The 19,047-nt window shown below is 43.1% G+C and carries 11 protein-coding genes; all 11 read left to right on the forward strand.

Going from position 1 to position 19,047, the window contains the following annotated elements; genetic code table 11:
• Positions 1–13 precede the first annotated feature (13 nt).
• Positions 14–1,033, forward strand: coding sequence for a FecR family protein (locus ACHWSC_RS05900; protein WP_394676145.1), 1,020 nt, complete (start codon positions 14–16; stop codon positions 1,031–1,033).
• 48 nt (positions 1,034–1,081) lie between these two features.
• Positions 1,082–4,702: a SusC/RagA family TonB-linked outer membrane protein gene (locus ACHWSC_RS05905; protein ID WP_394676146.1), complete on the forward strand. Its 3,621-nt coding sequence runs from the start codon at positions 1,082–1,084 to the stop codon at positions 4,700–4,702.
• Positions 4,703–4,713: 11 nt separating this feature from the next.
• On the forward strand, positions 4,714–6,147 hold the full coding sequence (locus ACHWSC_RS05910) for a RagB/SusD family nutrient uptake outer membrane protein (protein WP_394676147.1): 1,434 nt from the start codon (positions 4,714–4,716) through the stop codon (positions 6,145–6,147).
• A gap of 60 nt (positions 6,148–6,207) precedes the next feature.
• Entirely contained in the window at positions 6,208–8,148 is a 1,941-nt protein-coding gene (locus ACHWSC_RS05915; RefSeq protein WP_394676148.1) for a peroxiredoxin family protein, read from the forward strand.
• 4 nt (positions 8,149–8,152) lie between these two features.
• Entirely contained in the window at positions 8,153–9,229 is a 1,077-nt protein-coding gene (locus ACHWSC_RS05920; RefSeq protein WP_394676149.1) for an alpha/beta hydrolase family protein, read from the forward strand.
• A gap of 1 nt (position 9,230) precedes the next feature.
• Positions 9,231–10,505, forward strand: a complete 1,275-nt coding sequence (locus ACHWSC_RS05925; RefSeq protein WP_394676150.1) for an aspartyl protease family protein — start codon at positions 9,231–9,233, stop codon at positions 10,503–10,505.
• Between the two features lie 482 nt (positions 10,506–10,987).
• The gene (locus ACHWSC_RS05930) at positions 10,988–13,399 is read left to right on the forward strand and encodes a TonB-dependent siderophore receptor (RefSeq protein WP_394676151.1); all 2,412 of its coding nucleotides are present in this window, start codon (positions 10,988–10,990) and stop codon (positions 13,397–13,399) included.
• A 372-nt stretch (positions 13,400–13,771) separates the two neighbouring features.
• Positions 13,772–13,960 (forward strand): hypothetical protein, encoded by a 189-nt coding sequence (locus ACHWSC_RS05935; RefSeq protein ID WP_394676152.1) that lies wholly within the window; start codon positions 13,772–13,774, stop codon positions 13,958–13,960.
• Positions 13,961–13,993: 33 nt separating this feature from the next.
• The gene (locus tag ACHWSC_RS05940) at positions 13,994–15,547 is read left to right on the forward strand and encodes a fimbrillin family protein (RefSeq protein WP_394676153.1); all 1,554 of its coding nucleotides are present in this window, start codon (positions 13,994–13,996) and stop codon (positions 15,545–15,547) included.
• Positions 15,548–15,781: 234 nt separating this feature from the next.
• A complete protein-coding gene (locus ACHWSC_RS05945; RefSeq protein ID WP_394676154.1) occupies positions 15,782–17,269 on the forward strand; it encodes a tetratricopeptide repeat protein in 1,488 nt (495 codons plus the stop codon).
• Between the two features lie 230 nt (positions 17,270–17,499).
• Positions 17,500–18,984 (forward strand): TlpA family protein disulfide reductase, encoded by a 1,485-nt coding sequence (locus tag ACHWSC_RS05950; RefSeq protein ID WP_394676155.1) that lies wholly within the window; start codon positions 17,500–17,502, stop codon positions 18,982–18,984.
• Positions 18,985–19,047: the final 63 nt, after the last annotated feature.

A 19,047-nucleotide genomic window follows, 5' to 3' on the forward strand; every position in this document is an offset into this window, starting at 1 on the left:
CAAAGGCTTAATAATGGAGAAATATACGAGTTACAGTACGCAGGATTTCTTAGATGATCTGGATTTTGTCCGCTTTGCGAAATATACGGATCGGGATGATTTCCGGAATTGGAAAGTATGGCGTGCTACAAATCCAGAAAATGCTGCAGCATATGATGAAGCGCTCGCTTATCTTCGTGCTTTGTATGGCATTTCGCGCATAAAACCTAGCCAGTTATTTGCGGAGAATCTCTTTCGCGATATTGAACGGGGCATAGCTGGAAACAGAAAGAAACGAAAAAATCAGATTATCCGTTTGTGGGCCGCAACTGTTGCTGCAGCTGCGGTAGCGCTTTTTGTAACTGCAGCTTGGTATTACCAATCCATGATTGTGATACAGACCGGAAGCGGTGTCTTACAAACAGTGGTATTGCCTGATAGCAGTACTGTACATTTAAATGCGAATTCTTCTGTTGCTTATCGTCGTGCTTGGAAATGGTTGTCCAAACGCGAAGTATATACAACCGGCGAGGCTCTATTGGAGGTTAAACATCTCAACAAAGATACGACAGACATTCAGGTGGGGGAGCGCTTTATGGCCTACACCGGCGACATTACCGTGGAGGTGCTGGGAACAAAGTTTAACCTTAAAAATAGGGACAATAAAGTGATCGTATCGTTATTGGAAGGACGCATCGCACTACGCAACCACAAACATGGCGGCGAAACCAAAATACTCGTACCAGGAGATGTCGTTGTCGACGGTAGCCAGGGCTTCCGCAATCTGAGCGCTAACAGAAAAGCAGCACAGGAATCGGTTTCATGGACGCGGAAGAGCTTGACAGGCGAAAACTTAATGGTGGCTGATCTAATCAATGAATTTCGCTATGTATACGGTAAAGAAATCATTTTAAGCGATACGACGCTTTTGAACCGAAAAATCGACGGTCGCATATCCCTCAATTCCCAAGAAAGCATTATTTATTCGATTGCGAATATCTTACAAGCGAATATCCGGATGGAAAAAGATACCATTTACCTCGATCCAAAATAAGAAAGACACGATCAATCTATACTAAATAAACATCTAACCTAACAAAAAATGAAAATCACAGAAAACAGGTGGCAACCGATACGGTGCTTGTTGATGGTCCCGGTCACTTCGCTACTATTTACTGCTGGGCAACAGGCACTCGGCCAACAAAAATTATCCCTTGCGCAAGCGATCAAACAGATCGAACAGCGCTTCAATGCCAATTTGAGCTACGAGCATAACCTGTTGAATGGAAAAACTGTAGACCCCGAAATGCTGAAAGGAAATCGTCTGGAAGAAGTTCTTAAAAAAGTACTTTACCCCAACCAGTTGGTATTTCTTTATGTAGATGACAGGTCTTATTCAATTGTTCGTCGCGCTACGGAGGATCGCGAAGCCAGCCCTGTAAAGTATGGGGTCGATAATGAATTGATGGACCGGGTCGCTGGAACCGTGCTTTCCACAGGAGGTAAACCTATACCGTTAGCGAGTGTATGGGTAAAAGACACGCGTAAAGGTGCAAAAAGTGATGAAAACGGCCGCTTTCTGATTTACGATATCAAACCAACGGATATTATTATGATCACGGCTGTAGGTTATGAAAGTACGGCCTTAACAGCTGGAAACCGTAACCAGATTACATTTACCATGGAGGAAAAAAATCACATGCTGGAGGAGGCGGTGATTTCTACAGGTTATCAAAAAATTTCGAAAGAAAGGGCAACGGGTTCGGTTTCACTGATCACGGCCAAAGAATTGGAAAAAATCCCCTCCGCCAATCTGATTCAACGCTTGGAAGGTCAGGTTCCTGGTGTACAGGTTTCAATTGGAACAGGTGATCGTACCTTTACCTATAATAACAATCAATTGGGTATTTACTCAAGCACAAGAACGATAGGCCAAAATGATTACGGACTGACGGTTCGCGGAGTCGGTTCAATTGATAGCGAAACTGAAAAATCACCTTTGATCGTTATCGACGGTGCTATTTCCAGTATTGATTTGGCAATGCTCAATCCGAATGATGTAGACAATATAACCGTCTTGAAAGATGCTGCAGCAGCATCAATCTATGGCGTTCGTGCAGCCAATGGGGTTATCGTGGTGACAACGAAAAAAGGGTCAGTAACCGGTGTGCCAAGGATAAACTTTTCCATGAATACCACTTTTTCTGGGAAACCCGATTTAGGTTATCTGCGTACGATGAACAGCGCACAGATGATCGATTATCAAGAGGAACTGGTGGCTAAGAATATTCTGAATGGTAATAATATTGCAACCAATCTGTACAGCTATAGTACCTATTATCCAGGCGAGGTTGCGGCTGCGGCGATTCGATTGAAAAATGGGCAGATGACGCAGGCTGCTTATGATGCATTGGTGAATCCGCTAAAATCCATCGATAATCGTTCGCAGATTCAACAGTACCTGTTGCGCCCCATGAACAGTCAGCAATACAATTTGTCGATCAGTAACGGAACAGAAAATAATAACTATTTTTATTCGGCATCTTATGCGAATGAAAACCCGTATACCAAAGGAGAAAATGGGAAAAGGTTGACTTTAAGCCTAAACAACAATTGGAAGTTATTTAAGATTGCAACCCTGTCAACTAGTATCCGGGGGACTTTCTTCCGCAATAAACAAAATGGGATTGGCCTTTCTCAGATTTACGATACCGGCGGGTCTACCCTGTTACCTTATCAGTTACTGGCAGACGAGAACGGCAATGGCATTGCCTACGATCGGCTGACACCGGGATTTGCCGATGTCCTTGGGCCGGCCTATAAGGACTGGCGGTACAATTATCTTCAGGAATTGGAGCAGATGGATCGCATGCTCAAAAACAATAATTATTCGGCTGTGATCAACTTAGCTGTACCCATCTATAAAGGACTGAAGGGAGCGGTGATGTATTCCAATGAGCGATCTTTCGGCAACAACCGAATTTACAATGGCGAGGAGTCTTACGCCAACCGGTCGCTGTTGAATCGCTTTACACCCATCGGAGCGTCGACAAATAGTATTGGTATCAACAAAGGCGGCATCTATAATATCATCAATACTGATGTCAACAATTATACAGTCAGGGGACAGTTGAGCTACGATGCTTTAATTGGACGGAAACACGATATCTCAGCAATAGCAGGATCGGAGATCAGGCAGACGGAAACAGGGCAAGGTAATATCACTTATTACGGCTATAATATGCAGACGGGATTTAATACCGCGGTAAGCTATTTGCCTAATGCCTATCCAAGTATACAGGGATTCAATGAAAGTCTTTCCGGAGCACCGCAGCAAGCGGATCGGACGCGTCGTTTCCTTTCTTATTTTTCGAATGCTGCCTATACCTATGATGGTCGCTTTACATTTTCCGGTAGCGTCCGTTACGATGACTATAACAACTTTGGTCTCGACCGGAGTTTTCGTGCAACGCCTTTATGGTCGAGCGGATTTAAATGGAATGTGCGAAAAGAATCTTTTATGAACAACCTGCATTGGCTGAATCAATTAGGCTTTAGGGCAACCTATGGTGTGAATGGTAACATCACACAAGATGTGCGTCCCTTTACCTACATCTCGCTCGATGACGCTTCACGTAACCCAACAGCGCAGCCAGCGGCAAGCATCATCGCTATTGCCAATCCGCAGTTGCGCTGGGAGAAAACTTATGTGACCAATCTGGGACTGGATTTTGGTTTATTGGACAATCGCTTAAACGGTACATTGGATTATTATGTGAAAAAAGGACGTGATCTACTGTATGGTTTTCCCATCGCGGCACCTTATGTAGGAACGATAAACGCTGGCTCCCTCAAACGGAATACGGCAACCATGAGTGGACGTGGGATTGACCTTGGGTTGAATGGTATTTTGTTACGTAGTACAGACTGGCAATGGGACATGACAGCCAATTTCTCCTACAATACCAATAAAATAACCGATAACCGTTTTGATCCGGCAGATATCTCAACATTTACCTACTCGTATACACCTATAGGTATTAGCTACCTGAAGGGATACCCGAGCGATAAACTCTTTGCATTTCGCCATGCTGGGCTGGATGCCAACGGATTGACACAGATCTACAATAAAGAAGGGGAAGTCGTTTCTGTTAAGCAGACCTTAACAAGTGTGGATGATCTCAAATATATGGGCCGTACGGTAGCACCGTATTTTGGAAGTCTTAAAACGAATCTGCGTTATAAACAATGGTCGTTCTATGCCTTGATGACTTATCAGTTTGGAAGTGTATTTATGAAACCGAGTATCGAGTCGTACATGACGCCGAGTCGTGGTTTTACCCTGCCTAAATTTGATTTAAGTGCCGATATTGCCAATCGCTGGCGACAGGCAGGGGATGAGGCTACCACGAATATACCTGCAGTAACAGCCGATATTTATGGGCAGTATAGTTTGTACCGCTACACCTATTCGGATATCAATGTACTCAAAGGTGACTACATCCGTCTGCGGGAAGTTTCGCTAAGCTATGCTTTGCCCAAAGATTTCTTAAAAAGGATGAAAATCGAGCAGGTGAGCCTGACGGGGTCCGTACGTAATCTGGGATTGATCTGGACAGCAAATAAGGAAGGGATTGACCCGGATTTTGCCAATTATGTAGGCAATACGACCAATCTGCGTCCAGTTCCTTCGTACAACTTTTCAATCAATGTTAACTTCTAATCGCCAAAATCATGAAAATAGCTATAAAACACAGCAGCCGTAAATGGGCAGTAGCGGTAGCCGCGCTAAGCATCGGCTTTACCATGACAGGTTGTGAAAAATATGTCGATATAAAAACCCAGGGACAACTGACACCGGGGACAATTGAAAACTATCGTTATCTGCTAAATAATACAACCGCTTTGGAAGCTGCACCGACAGTATCGGATATGGCTTCGGACGACCTGGAAATCATCGATGGTTCGCCACAGCAACTTTCCTTGGCGAACAATGATTTTAATGGTTATTACCACAGATCGTATCAGTGGGCAGATGATATTTACCCAATTGACAACCAATATCACAAAGATGACAACTGGGGGGCACTTTATAATGCGATCGCATATGCTAACACTGTTATCAGCGAGGTACCTCATGTTTCAGATGGAACTCCTGCTGAAATTAACCAGCTGATTGCGGAGGCAAAGATTCATCGCGCTTCGGCTTACTTGATGTTGGCCAATACGTATGCTAAACCTTACCTGCAGGCAAGTGCGAATACGGATTTGGGTGTACCCTTGGTTTTGCAACCAACTACAGAAAAGTCGCTCGATAGAGGTACGCTGCAGCAGGTATATGATGCTATTTTGGCGGATATTGAAACAGCACTGCCTAGTTTGCCGGCACAACAGCAGTTTACAACCTTGCCTTCCAAAGGCTCGGCTTATGGTTTATTGGCACGCACATACCTATATATGAATCGCTATGCGGATGCAGCAAAAGCGGCCGACCAGGCACTTGCGCTGAATGATAAACTGAACGATTTGACCAAGCTGACAACAACGACCATGGTCAATTATCCATTGCGTGTATCCAATCCGGAAATCTTGCTGTCTAAAATACCCGTTAATGGAATCACAGCCTACACCACCACCGCGTTACGCTTGAGTAAGGATCTTTTGGGCCTGTTCGATGCCACCGATCAGCGTTATAATTTATTTACGGTGCCGGGTTCAATGATTTCAAATTGGGAGGTTTACGATGGACGCTACTTTTACCTGGACTATATTAAAAATGAAGGCCGAAATGTAGGTCCGTCAGTTCCCGAAATGCTATTGATTAAGGCGGAGGCTGCTGCGCGAGACAATCAGCCTGCCACTGCAATGACATTGGTCAATCGTTTACGCGCCAGTAGAATTCTGCCGGGGTCAACTGTCAATCTCAGCGCGACGGATGCTGAAGATGCATTGGTGAAAGTGATGCAGGAACGCCGTCGTGAGTTTATGTTTCGCATGCTGCGCTGGTGGGATATGCGCCGTCTCAAAGACGACACACGCTTCCAGAAAACTTACACGCGTACATTCGGCGGAAGCACCTTCACATTGGCTCCGAATAGCAACCGCTATGTGTTTCGGATCGCCCAATACGAAATCAATTTAAGTCCCGAAATAGCGCAAAATCCATAAAACCGGGTCAGTAGATCCATTATTGAAAAAGGAAGAATAAGAAATATGAAAAATAGGGTGATGAAAACAACATCGATATTGGCTTGGGCACTGATGAGTTGCTCGGTTGCTTTAGCGCAACAACAGAAACAGCCACAGATTTTTAAGGTGATACCGGAATTTCCAAAGGAACAGGATACTGTACAGCTCGTATATGATGCTCGGAATACTGTGCTGAAGGATGCTAAAGATATCTCGGCACAGTTAACAGGTTATACCGATTTTAAATGGACGACGACGGACCTCAAGTTTACTAAAAATGATTCGGTATGGACTGCAAAATATATTCTGCCGGCACATTTGGGGCTGATGAATCTTGTTTTTAAATCAGATACTTTGGTAGATAAAGGTGGGGAACAAACCTATTCTTATATCCTCTCCGCAAACGATAAACGCCAGATGTCGGGAGGAATGCTGGGTTGGGGTATGTTGCGCACACCGCATATCGTTGCAGGTGTACCGTATGTGGTGGATACAGCGTCCTACAAATCGGATGAGATACTCCTGATGTGGGTGAAATATGAATTGCAGTACCATCCGGAAAACCGCTTTCGCGTGCTTTATACTGCTGCAAGTGCTTTGAAACACATGAATACGCCAGAGTCCTTGGCTAAGCTCGATAAGGAGCTGAACACCCTGGAACAGATTCCTGATATCCGTGAAGAGGATCTACTTGAAATTTATCGTGTCTATAAGGACCTTTTAAAAGATGGACCAAAGACGGAGGCAATCCAACATAAGATTGTTGCGCAGTTTCCAAATGGGCAATATGTAAAGGATCAGCGTCGCCTGACCGATTTTAATCTGATCCAGAAGGCCAAAACAGACGATGAACGCTTAAAAGCGGCGACGGATTTTATCGATAAACACCCTTACCAGGAAGCTGAGGTTTCTTTTAATGAGGCCAACCGAATCAGTTATATCAGTGCTTACTGGATCATTTCGGTGTATACCAGCATGAAAAAAGATCTGCCGAATTACAGCAAATATATGGCTAAGATAGCACCATACGAAGCACTTTCTAATGTGATCTATCGCTCGTTGGACGTTCCTTATATTGCACAAAAAAGTATGGGACCTGCAGAGATATTGCCCTATGCACGTGTCATTATGGAGCGTTTAAATTATTACAAGGATAATTTTCAGGGTGATAAATACGCGACTTTATACTACGGCAATGCACCATTATTTGCCAAAATATTAGTGGACAATAAGCTTTACGATGAAGCCTTTGTGTATGCCTCGGCAGCTCAAAGTGCGGCAAGCTATAAAAATGCGGACCTGAACGATACCTATGTACGCGTGCTTGAAGGACAAGGGAAAGCAAAAGAACTGCAGATGGCGCTAGAGAAAAGCTATGCGATGAATCAGAGTTCTACGTATATGTTGGAGCTGATGAAAAAAAGCTACAGCGCAAGAAACAAATCAGAAAAGGGCTATGAAGAATATCTTGCTGGTCTGAAAAATGCAGATAAAGGCAAAGAGCTGAAAGAAAAAGTACAGCAACTTTTAATCAATAAGAGTATTGCAGATTTTGAGCTTTTGGACCAAAATGGGAAAAAAGTACGCCTTTCTGCCCAAAAAGGAAAAATTGTTGTTTTGGATTTCTGGGCATCTTGGTGTGCACCATGTAAAGGTGCATTTCCGGGTATGAAGCTGGCGGTTGATCATTTCAAAAATGATCCGAATGTAGTCTTTTACTTTATAAATACACAGGAACGTAAATCGGATATGAAAGAATATGTGACCGACTATATGAAAGAAAATGGTTATCCGTTCACGGTATTGCTGGATGCGGATAGCAAGGCTTCGAAGGCAGCTGGGGTAGGTCCTATACCGCACAAGATGGTGATTGGTCCAAATGGCAAACTTCGTTTTTCGGAGGTTGGATATATGGGGAGCACTTCAGAACTTGCTGATGAAATTATTGAAATGGTCAACGTTTTAAAAGCAGGAAAATAAGGGCATGAAAACAATCAAATCACTGGTATTGGCTGCTCTTGCATTGCTTTTTTATGACCAAGCTTCAGCACAATCCATTCAACAGAAAGACGTTTTATTTAAATCAAAAGCAGATAGTATCACCATCGGTGCCACCATTTCCTCGCCTGTCAAGGCAGGGAAATACCCGGCCATTATTATCGCTTCGGGAACTGGACCACAGGATCGGGATGGCACAATGGCTGGGACAAAGATGTTTGCACGTATTGCCAGTTACCTGACTCCAAAGGGATATGTGGTCTTGCGCATGGATGACCGTGGTGTGGGTAAAACTACGGGCGAATACCGCTATGCGACGACAGCAGATTTTGCACTTGACGTATTGGGCGCACTGCAATTTTTGAAAACGGAAAAGAATGTTGACTTGAGTCATATCGGATTGTTAGGGCATAGTGAAGGGGGAGCTGTTATCTCGATAGCCGCATCGCAGAGCAAAGATATTGCTTTTTTGATCAGCTTATCGGGTTTGGCTTCGAGCGGTCTGGAATCACTTTTTGTCCAGAACGAAAATTTGGTCAATACTTCGCCGATGACCGCAGTGGACAAAAAGAGATCCAATGAAATCAATCGACTGATGTTTGCAACAGCTTTTCAATATGCCAAATCGGACAGTATGGAGAGTAGGCTCAATGCAGTTTATAATTATTGGAAGCAAAAGGATGACCTTTATTTTAAATCTTTAGGTATTGAACATGATCATTTTCGTTTTCCGATCTGGTCTTATGTGCAGCAGGCTATCGGACCTTGGTACCGCTATTTTGTTAGTTATGAGCCGCAGATCTTCTTAAGTAAGGTTGATGTGCCCATCTTGGCAATCAATGGAAGTAGGGATGTTTTTGTAGATCCGGTCAACTTGACCTATTGGCAACAGTATAGCGGCGCAGGTCAGCGAGGAAAAGTTAGGACGATCTTATTGCCAAATGTAAATCACTTATTGCAGGTCTGTGAAACCTGCCTGCCTTCGGAGTATACAAAACTTGGTGAAATGCCTGATAGTACCTTGGACGCAATTGCTAGATGGTTGGACGAAACAGTAAAATAATATGAAGAAAATCATTTATATGCAATTTGTTTTGTTGCTGATTGGGAATCTTGCTATCGCCCAACAAGATGACAATAGCAAGTCGATTGATCGGATTATTGGGGCAATGAATACAAAAGATGCAACAGCACTGTTACGTATGATGGCTGATAGCGCAACGATCGGTAATCTGCCCAAAATGAATAACCAAGCTGCTGTACCAGAAATTTTGGCTAAATTCTCCGCCATAAGTTCGTTTCACATAACCGATCAGCATAAGCTTGCCAATGGGGATGAACGAATTCAGCTTGAAGTTACCTATCAGGATGGTAAACCAGGCAAACCAAGTTTCTTATTTAATCGTGCAGGAAAAATTATAAATCTTGGCATTATTAAAGGGCGTTTGAAAGGTAATCCTGAAAAAGCATTGGCTGATGCGGTGGGGAATGCGGTGCAACCCAAGACAATGGTGATTCCTTTTAGGTTAGTTAATGGATTGGTCTATCTGGAGTCTACAGTCAACGGAACAAAGGGTTACTTTCAATTTGATAGCGGTGCCCCCGTTGTTATATTGCGCAAAAAATTTGTTCCCGCAGAACAGATTCGTGCTGATGTTTCAGTAGATTTCGCAGGTATTGGCGGGCAGATGCAACAGGTGGTCTGGTCAGCAGGCAATCGCCTTCAGATAGGAGGCATTGTACTCAATGGATTGGAGGCTCCAGTTTCTGAAATGGACGATATGCAACTGGAAGATGGCAGTCCTATCTTTGGTTTGCTGGGCATCGGCGTTTTGAAAAACTACCAGTTTACATTAGATTATGGACGGCAGGAGTTATTGCTCGAAAAATTGGACGATCGTGGTGAGCTGCTTGCAAAGTCAATCGAGAAAGGGCCTCTGCTTGCGCAATATCCTTTACGTTTGAAACGGCATATTCCGATTGTGGATATTGCTATTGGCGGAAAGATATATCCAATGGGAATAGATTGTGGTGCAAATGCCAATGTATTGAAAAAGACATTGGAAACAGAACTAAAACCTTATATTGATTTTGAGGAAGGTGAGGTGGATATCAAAGGGGTAAATGGAACAAGCCAAGGCAATCGTATCGCGTTTCTAACGCATGCGAAAGTAGGTGAGCTGTCTCTTCAGGATATGTATACTGTGATTACAGATCAGGCTATCGGTGGCGGAACAGGTCACGATGCCTTACCGATAGAAGGCTTATTGGGAACTCCTTTTTTAAATCAGTACAAGATGACAGTAAACTTTCATAAGAATATAATCAGTTTTTATTGATATGACCGAATTTTAAGGACAATTATTATTCAATTCTAATCCTAAAGGTGGCCGATTTTATCGGCCGCTTTTTTTTACGAGGTGAGGCTGCTTGGAGAATTAAGCGACTTTTAAAATCTTTATCGATAATTTCCTTCTGAATAAGGTTGGTCCGCTAGGGCTGACCTTTTTAGCTTGCAGGCTGATCGAGATAAATAGGGTAGCCACAACCCTGATATGTACTGTTACAGGATATTGAAAATAATTTGTCGCTATAAGGTTAGTTATTTTGAGAATACATACGCTTTGTTACAGTTTTTTTGGACAATGAATTAAGCGTGGAATTTTCCGATAGCGAATTGATTGACCAATAAAGTGAGCTGAGTACCATATTATTTAACCTACAGGTTAGCAGTTAACTAAATTATTATTTATAATTAGTCTAATTAGTTTCAATTAGATCTAAAATTAGCCTATATTCGGCTCCATAAATTTTTTATGGAATGAAATCTATACATATTGCTGTAGCGATGTTATCGCTTACCGGTGTCGCCAATGCACAGACAGCCAGTATCTTTGGAAAGATTACGACTTTGGATGGCAATCCAGCGGAATCGGTCAACTTAACCATTAAGGGAACGAACAGACAGACACAGACAGATAAAAATGGTCACTACAAATTTGAACGCCTAAAACCGGGGAGCTATCAGCTTGTCACGAGTTTTACGGGTTTAAACTCAATTGAAAAAACAGTAACCGTTGAAGTCAATAAGCCGACCGTGCTTGATTTTGTCCTCAATGAAAACTACGCGCAATTGCAGGAGGTACTCGTATCTGCATTCAAATCCAACCGGACGGTAAGTTCTGTCGCTAAAATGCCGCTGAGCAATCTCGAAAATCCACAGGTGTACAGTACAGTCTCTCATGAGATAATGAAGCAGCAGGCCATTACCAATTTTGACGACGCTTTGCTGCGCAATGTATCGGGTATAAGCCGTACCTGGGAATCGACAGGACGGGGTGGCGATGGTGGTGCTTATTTTTCATTACGTGGTTTTGAGGCGCAGAGTAACCTGGTCAACGGGCTTCCGGGCTTGTCGAGCGGTATACTGGATCCGGCTGGCGTAGAGGAAATACAGGTGCTCAAAGGGCCTTCGGGAACGCTTTTTGGTGCTAGTTTTTACGGTTACGGCGGTGTGATCAATACCATCACCAAAAAACCTTATTTTGATTTCGGCGGTGAAGTGGCCTACAACTATGGTAGCAACGACCTGCATCGCGCAACCTTAGATCTCAATTCACCGCTAAATAAAAATAAGACGATCGCGCTCCGGATCAATTCTGCCTTCCACCGCGAGCATAGTTTTCAGGATGCGGGTTTTAAAAACTCATTCTACTTTGCACCTTCACTGACCTATAAGGTTAATGACAGGCTAACGGTCAACCTGATGGCCGAGCTGCTCGATATGAAACGGGCTGTGGCGCCGGTTTTCTTCCATTCGGACCGTGTTGCTCCGCTGACCTTTAAAAATATTGCCGAACTCAACCTCAACCCCAAGCTTTCCTTTACAAGCAACGATTTAGCCATCAAAAACCCACGGTCCAATGTACAGGGCGAGGTACTATACAAAATTAATGAGCAATGGAATTCACAGACTGTGGTCTCCATGGGCAATGTGAAGTCTGATGGGATCTACAGCTATATCTGGGGAAATCAACCCGGTGATAGCTATTTTGACCAGTACTTCCACAATGAAAATCAGAAAACCCGAACCTTTGATATACAGCAGAATTTTAACGGCGACTTTAAGCTGGCCGGTCTGAGAAACAGGCTTTTGGTCGGGGTCGACTATTTTGCCCGCGACGTGAAGGACCATGGTTCGGGTTGGGGACTGGGACGTCGGGTAAATCCGCAGGGACTGATCAAGGGGCCACTGGATGGCGATGGCAAAGAGCTGACGCCGGTTCCGCTCACCAGTCAGGCGATTGACCAGCTGTTGGCAGGTACCGAAGCGGGCGACCCTTCGCATATCAAAAACAGTTCGTTCAGTGTATATGCCTCGGACTTATTGGATCTGACCGACCGCCTTTCGCTGATGGCGAGTTTGCGTGCCGATTACTTTGATTCAAAAGGGGAGGTTTCCAATGCGGACGATAATTATAGCCAATGGGCACTTTCGCCCAAATTGGGCTTGGTTTACCAGGTGGTAAAAGACCGCGTTTCGCTCTTTGCCAATTACATGAATGCATTCTACAATGTTGCGCCAAGTATCGTATACGATGCCAATAATGTAAAGACCGGGGTACAATCCTTCAAACCGGAGCGGGCCAACCAATGGGAGCTCGGCACTAAGGCGAGCCTGATCAAGGACAGACTGTGGACAACACTGGCCCTGTATGATATTAGGGTTGCCAATCGGGTGTATAGCACACCTACGGGATCCATACAGGGTGGAAAGGTAGAGAGCAAGGGATTTGATTTTGACGTCGAAGCAATACCATACGCTGGTTTTTCGGTCAAAGCTGGATTCAGTTACAACCATATTGCCATCATCGCCGGAAACGGAAATGATTTCTACAACGAAAAGGGACGTGCTCCGGGTGGACAAGGGCCGAGTACACTGGGTAATCTCTGGGGATCGTACCAGATTCAGAACGGTAAACTAAAAAATCTGGGCTTTGGTCTCGGTGGTAACTATGGGGGCAAATACAAGGTCATCGACAATAGCGTAACCGGTGTATTTGAGCTCCCGAGCTATGCGCTTTTAAATGGCAGCGTGTACTACTCGTTTAACAAATTCAGGGTCAATTTCAACCTCAATAATATAAACAACAAGCAGTATTACATTGGCTACTGGTCTGTGAATCCACAGCAGCGCAGAAACTTTGTGGCGACAGTTTCCTACCGATTGTAATCGGGGATATAGATAAATAGGAGTTCTCCTTTAGAACTTCGGTATAGGTCTCTGCTTACAAAGCAGAGACCTTTTTATTTTAGGGGCAACCGAATGCCGCTTACCCTGTTAGTTTAACTTTAGTTTCACTGGAATAAGGTGCTAAAGTGTTTATTTTGAGTTGTTTTGTAGTTGCTTCGCTACAGAAAAAATAAAGCTGTGCTCAACACCCACCGCTGTTTTCAAATAATCTCTACTTTAGGGTATCTACTGAATTGAAAAGAGTATCTGCCGTATTTAATTTCTTAATTATTAGTGCTTTGTGTCCTTTTTTTTCGAATCATCTCAATAGTAAACTTTCAAATTGCTTGGAACATTCAAAAAAAATAGAAAATGAAAACTAACAAAGAAAAATTGGCCCACGACAAAGGTCGTGCGGATTATGTGGCACCCTGCCTCAATGTCCGAAAAATTGAACTGGAAAATGGTATAGCCGCAGGCTCTGTCAATCCTTCAACCAAACAGCAATGGGAAGAAACAGATACACAGTCCCATAGCGTAGACAACAATTATTGGGACTAACACGTAAATGATCTAGCTATGAAAAAGTATTCTATGAAAACACTCCTGTGTTTTTCTGTTATTGGGTTCCTATTGGTTACTTCTTGTCAGAAAGGCAAAGAAGATAATACGGCCGCAGAGAAAGCATCTATTACCTTAAAAATGAATGGTATTGGCCTCGACGATGGCAGCAGCACAGTTGCAAAGGCCTCCACGTCAAACACGGCAGCGACAAGTTCGGTACAAAGTTTTTCGGTTCCTTTTAACGATGATCTGGTTGTGCGTGCGACTCTGAGCGAAGTCACCAATTTGTCTGCCACAGGGTTGCGCGCTTCGGCAAAGGCCGCAACGGGCGTCGGTGCCATCACCGCTTTTAATGGCGATTATACCGTACGGGTGTATAAGCAGGGAAATTCGACACTGCTTACAACAGTGAACTGTACGGGCGGAGCAAGCAATAAGTTTGAGCTTGAACCCGGCGCCTATAAATTTATCGTGTCTTCCTATGGAAACCCGAGTGCAACAGGTGCCGACAAAGACCCTTTATGGCAAGAAATAAATCAGACGATAACCTCGGGGACCAATGTCCTGGATATTGTGCTTAAACATAAGCTCACGCAGGTGACCGTCAAATTTGATGCGGGTAGCGGGCGTACAATATCGGCTATTGGCGGCGGAACAGTAGAACCAAATTTTGCGAATTATACCTTTGATGAGGTCAGCGGTGTGGTTACTTTCGCTGGTGCTTCCAGCACCAAATCGTTAACTTTTCCGAGCTTGGCCAGTGCGCAGGTATGGACAGGCAACCCGACAATGATCGCCGTTGGAACCACCACGGCAGGAAAAGTCAGGCTGGATCCTGTGACCATCAACGGCACCGTAGGAAATGTAGAATTGACTGGCTTATCGTTGAAACAGGGCGTACAGTATACACTGGAATTAAATCTGGGTCCTAAGAAGCTTCCGACATTTTATATCGGTAACGAAATCTGGTCAGGTGGTAACCTGGAACGCAATCCGTCCACAGGGGAGTACAGTTTTGGAAGTGAAGTGAATAGTGCGGGCGATTATTGGTTTCCAGACCGTCTATTGCCAAAACGATTGGATGGAACCAATCAGAATGCCGATGGCACCAATGGCGGTAATGGTGATCCTTGTGCTTTGGTATTGCCTGCTGGAACATGGCGACTGCCAACAGAGGAGGAAGTACAGACACTGATAGACCGTACAGATCCCAAACAGCAGGCCGGAAAGGGACAGGATAACCCCAATCTTGTGGCCGTCTGGAATCCAGCGAGGTATGTTGATTACTACAACGGTACTTCAGCGACGACGCGCGGTATGTTCTTTGGTGTAAAAACCGATGAACCTGTAAATTTCCCTGTATCTGAACGCGATAAATATCTATTTTTTGCTTACCGCGGCTACTACCCGAACGATAATATCGGTAATGTGATCGGCAGTGAGGGCGCTTATCTGGTGACGGCAACAGCTGGTGGCTACAAAACACTGCACATGACCGGAGCAGCAAAAGATATTGGCTACGGTATCGGATGGAGAGCGGCGAGCAGTACGGAAGCGGTACAGATCCGATGTGTTAAAAAGTAGGAAATCATATTTATTTAAAATTTATTTGGAATTATTCTAAATAACATTTAATTTTAGATCATACTTAAAATTTGTTGTTTCGTAAAATCAAAGACTAGTCGTGAGACTAGTCTTTTTTGTCGCTTGCAGAAAGACCTTTCTGTCAAAATTCTTATGTTTGTACAACCTGTCATGCTGCCTTTAGTAGGGCTCCGATGATACTTGTAAAAAAATTCTTAATAGACAATCTATCCCATGAAAAAACGAATCTTCTCTTTGATTTTATTGTTATTTGCACTGAAAACAATGGCTAGTGGTAGCAGAGAAAAAGAGATTGATTCCATCTTAAACCAAACGAAAGAGCTCCATGTGGCCGCAAAAATGGCTCCCCAACTGGAATCAGCTATGAAAGCTCTTGATTTGTCCATTGAATATGGCTACGATGAAGGGAAAGCAAAAGCTCATTTTTGGGCAGCAGATGCACTTTTGAATATTGGATTGTTTAAGGAGGCATTTAGCCATCTTCAACAGATTCAGACGACAGATTATTATAAGAAAAAAACCTTTTTACAATCCGAAACACATCGTTTGAAAGGGAGGGTATATTTAGGGTTAGGGTTATTGCGACAAGCAATTCGAGAGTTTCATGTCCAGATAGCGGCTAGTGGCAGTTTGAAGGGGGAAATCCAATCAAAATCCTATTTGCATGCATATGGGAATTTAAGTACAGCATATGATTGGCTGGGACAGCCGGATTCGGTATTAAAATATAGCCGATTTCAATTGGATCTATTGCCCAAATTTCATGGAAAGGATTCAGCGATGATCAGGTTAGGTGTTTATGATGACCTTGGAACGTTATATACAAAAAAAGGAGATTTTGCAAAAGCAAAATTTTACCTCGGAAAGTCGCTGGAATTGATTGAACAGAATAAAATTCCCATATACTTTAATACATATACCTATCTGGGTAACTTAGAGCAAGAGAAAGGTAATATTAAAGAAGCATTGCCTTATTTTTTTAAAAGCCTGGCAAATATGAAGGCAGTTGGCGACAGGAATGCCATGAGGGATCGATATCGATTTCTAGGGGAGTATTACGAATACTACAATCTGGGCGATCACCAAGCAAGTAAATATCATATTCATTTTAAACAGCTCAAAGATTCCCTTGAAAAGGAAAATAAACAGATATTGAATATTGTGCTCAATCAGATCTTGAAATCAAAAGATGTAGAGTCTGCTACAAAGGTTTCAAAATCAGTGGCCTTTTCAATCATGGCCGTCTTGATGCTCGTTATCGTAATTACGTTTTTTTTAGGACGGTCTAGGCACAACCGAAAGGTCCTAGCCGAGAAAGAAGGGGCCTTACAGGAAACGGAGAATACAAATAGAGCGCTGACCGAACAGATTGGAGAAAATAAATTCAATAATCTGGTGGACCTCGCCAAAAGCAATAATCCCGAATTTTTGATCTTGTTTTCCGATTTGTACCCTGACTTTATAAAAGCCTTAAAAAATCTTGATGCAAATATGAGAAGTACAGAACTGGAATTTTGCGCGATGGCCTTTCTCAACTTTTCGACAAAAAATATTTCGGAATATACCTTTGTGACAATACGAGCGGTGCAGGTCCGTAAAAATAGGCTGCGTAAGAAATTCGATATTCCTTCGGAGGTGGATTTCAATAATTGGATGCGTGAGCTGGTGGATAAGATCGATCAGCCAGAGGTGATCGAGTAACTCTCGGGCCTGCGTTGCCGATTTCACGACGCTGTTAGCTTGGATGGATAAAGAAGTTTTGACGGTATAGCGAATTAAGAGTATCCATATTGTTCTTTTGGAAAATCAGATTTTACGAGAGATATTGGGGTAAAATTGTTTCAAATAAAGCTGGGATGGATTGCTTTTAATTTAAAATATTATTTAAATTAGAGGGTAAATAACCCTGTAAACTATATAAATTCTGAGCTATGCTAAAAAAAATGAGCTGTGCCTTTTTCTTGTGCATCCTGTCACTGAGCTGTACTTTTGCACAAAGCCCTTCGCTTTCAAGTGGTTTTGTAACTTTGGTCGTTAAGGTTAAGGGCGATAAGAATGTAAAAGATCTCGATCTGCCTATTCCGTTCATGAGCAATCCCTTCCAACAGGATAAACCATTGCCATTTAAACAAGTAAATGATTCTACATTAATGGCATCAGCCTATTCCTTTGGGCCTTCTGCGGTCTATATGCGGCTAAATGGACAATACCTTGCTTTTATGCTAGTACCAAAACAGGTAGGCACGTTAACCGTTGATATTCAGAATGGTGAAAACGGCGGTTTGCATTATCAGGGGCCATTTAAGGAGATTTTTGACAATTCGGCAAAGCAGGAAAAATTGCTGATGGGCTTGTTTACTTATCCAACCGATAAAAAAAATATAAAAACACCATTTAAATCAGCTAATGATTTTAAAAGATATCTTTTGGGGCAGACGGTAGAGATGACAAAGAAACTGATCGCAGATACAACTTCGGGATTCCTCAGGGAATACTATACCCGACTCGTTGAAGGTTTTCAGGTGCCAAGCTTTCTTTTAAATTATGCAGCTATTGCGTATGAGCACAATAAAAAGGCTGGACTCGACTCTACCAAGTTTCCAATGGTGCCAGCACGGGATATTTCCTTTTACAGCGATATCCTTAACCCCAGGTACCAGGATACGATGAGTCTCTATTATTCTGTGTATTCGAATGTTCAGGCTGCAATCCTACAAGATACGCTATTACATCTTCCAGATATTACAGCGGTTGGGCCTAGAGCCTTCAGAAAACAGTTGCAGCAGCGCTTTGATCCTATATTTAAAGGGCAGGGCAACCTGTTTTATGAGATGACAACAGCAAGTGCCTTTGTTCAAAAGATGAACAAGGGTTATCTGTTAAGTCCACAAGATAAATACGATATAACGAATAGTTTTACAATTAAAGACCTGTGCGAATATCTTCTTTATCAGGATGAGCAAAATGTGCTCCTAAAACAGAAGTCCAATTCAAAGGTCACGATGTTTCCTTTCGCAGCCGACAAAGAGGAGGTTATTGAAGAGTTGATCAAACCCTATCGGGGAAAAGTGGTACTGGTCGATTTGTGGGCGACCTGGTGTGGTCCCTGCATTGCATCTTTTCCTGAAATGGAAAAGGTAAAGAAACAGTATAGCGATCGCGATGATGTGGTATTTGTGTATGTGACGGATGAAAGCTCCGATCGCAAAAAATTCCAGGAGTTTACAAATCTGCTGGAAGGCGATCATTATTACCTCTATAAAAAACAATTTGCAGCAATTATCAAACAGTTTGACTATGCTATTCCGAGCTATCTGGTTTTTGATAAAGCAGGAAACTTATCCGATTGTGCTGTCTCCCCCGAGAACAAGACTGAGGCTGTCAAATCCTGGATAGAAAAGGCGCTGAATAAATAGGGAGTCATAAACATAGGAGACAAAAGAGAAATTTGATAAAAAATTTTTAAAATTGTTCAATTG

Origin of the sequence: uncultured Sphingobacterium sp. (assembly GCF_964277905.1) — a bacterium.
Lineage (GTDB): Bacteria > Bacteroidota > Bacteroidia > Sphingobacteriales > Sphingobacteriaceae > Sphingobacterium > Sphingobacterium siyangense.

Excerpts from the sequence above, each read along its gene's own strand:
- ACHWSC_RS05900 (WP_394676145.1), top strand. The coding sequence starts at position 14 with ATGGAGAAATATACGAGTTACAGTACGCAGGATTTCTTAGATGATCTG.
- ACHWSC_RS05905 (WP_394676146.1), top strand. The coding sequence starts at position 1,082 with ATGAAAATCACAGAAAACAGGTGGCAACCGATACGGTGCTTGTTGATG.
- ACHWSC_RS05910 (WP_394676147.1), top strand. The coding sequence starts at position 4,714 with ATGAAAATAGCTATAAAACACAGCAGCCGTAAATGGGCAGTAGCGGTA.
- ACHWSC_RS05915 (WP_394676148.1), top strand. The coding sequence starts at position 6,208 with ATGAAAACAACATCGATATTGGCTTGGGCACTGATGAGTTGCTCGGTT.
- ACHWSC_RS05920 (WP_394676149.1), top strand. The coding sequence starts at position 8,153 with ATGAAAACAATCAAATCACTGGTATTGGCTGCTCTTGCATTGCTTTTT.
- ACHWSC_RS05925 (WP_394676150.1), top strand. The coding sequence starts at position 9,231 with ATGAAGAAAATCATTTATATGCAATTTGTTTTGTTGCTGATTGGGAAT.
- ACHWSC_RS05930 (WP_394676151.1), top strand. The coding sequence starts at position 10,988 with ATGAAATCTATACATATTGCTGTAGCGATGTTATCGCTTACCGGTGTC.
- ACHWSC_RS05935 (WP_394676152.1), top strand. The coding sequence starts at position 13,772 with ATGAAAACTAACAAAGAAAAATTGGCCCACGACAAAGGTCGTGCGGAT.
- ACHWSC_RS05940 (WP_394676153.1), top strand. The coding sequence starts at position 13,994 with ATGAAAACACTCCTGTGTTTTTCTGTTATTGGGTTCCTATTGGTTACT.
- ACHWSC_RS05945 (WP_394676154.1), top strand. The coding sequence starts at position 15,782 with ATGAAAAAACGAATCTTCTCTTTGATTTTATTGTTATTTGCACTGAAA.
- ACHWSC_RS05950 (WP_394676155.1), top strand. The coding sequence starts at position 17,500 with ATGCTAAAAAAAATGAGCTGTGCCTTTTTCTTGTGCATCCTGTCACTG.